At 39.6% G+C, this 1,175-nt stretch carries 1 protein-coding gene; it reads left to right on the forward strand.

What is annotated here, in order from left to right; genetic code table 11:
- A partial coding sequence (locus PX484_RS16050; protein WP_288104721.1) for a cryptochrome/photolyase family protein occupies positions 1-1,175 on the forward strand: 1,175 nt, incomplete at both ends.

A 1,175-nucleotide genomic window follows, 5' to 3' on the forward strand; every position in this document is an offset into this window, starting at 1 on the left:
AAAAATCTCAATTTAGACTGTGCTATAACCCTAATTGATAATAATCACTTTCTCTGGACAAGGACAGATTTTAATAATTGGGCTAAATCTCGTAAAAGACTATTACTAGAGGATTTCTATCGAGAAAGTCGCAAAAAATGGCAGATTTTAATGGAGGATAGTCAACCCATAGGAGGACAATGGAACTTTGATAAACAAAACCGCAAACCGCCCAAGGATGGATTAAAAACAACTGATCCTCTTTGGTTTGAACCCGATGAAATTACCCTTCAGGTTATCGCTGATGTGGAAGCTTTAGATATTCCTAAATATGGAAAAATCAAACCTTTTCGCTGGGCAGTAAACCGCAGACAAGCTTTACAGGTTTTGGAGCATTTTATTACTAATTGTCTGCCCAACTTTGGACCATACCAAGATGCGATGGTAACGGGAGAAGAAACCCTCTGGCATTCCCTACTATCTCCCTATCTGAATCTAGGATTGCTAACGCCTTTGGAAGTGATTCAAGGGGCAGCAATTGCCTATAAAAAAGATAATTTAGCCCTAAATAGCATCGAAGGATTTATCCGTCAGGTGTTGGGATGGCGGGAATATATGCAGGGAATTTATCATTATTTGGGAGAAGATTACGCTAATGGTAATTGGTTTGAGCATCAACAACCCTTACCGGCTTTCTTTTGGGATAGTAAACAAACCGAGATGAATTGCCTCAAACAAGTATTATCACAGGTGGAAAATACCGGTTATGCCCATCATATTCAAAGATTAATGATTTTGAGCAATTTTGCCTTAGTTTTTGGTTGCTCTCCCCAAGAGATTGAAAACTGGTTTCATAGTGTTTTTATCGATGCCTACGATTGGGTAATGCAGACTAATGTACTGGGAATGGGACAATTTGCCGATGGGGGAATTCTCGCTTCCAAACCCTACGCTTCCTCGGCCAACTATATTGATAAAATGAGTGATTATTGTCGGGGTTGTCTGTATAAAAAAAATGAACGAGTCGGGGAGTTTGCCTGTCCTTTTAACTTTCTTTACTGGGATTTTTTGGCACGACATCGAGAAAAATTAAAATCCCAAGGTCGAGTTAATATGATTTTAGGTCATCTCGATCGAATGTCGGCAGCTGAACTTAATCAAATGCGCTGCCAGTCCAACCAATTAAGAGCTATCAG

It is taken from the genome of Microcystis sp. M49636_WE2, assembly GCF_030065375.1.
GTDB lineage: Bacteria > Cyanobacteriota > Cyanobacteriia > Cyanobacteriales > Microcystaceae > Microcystis > Microcystis aeruginosa_C.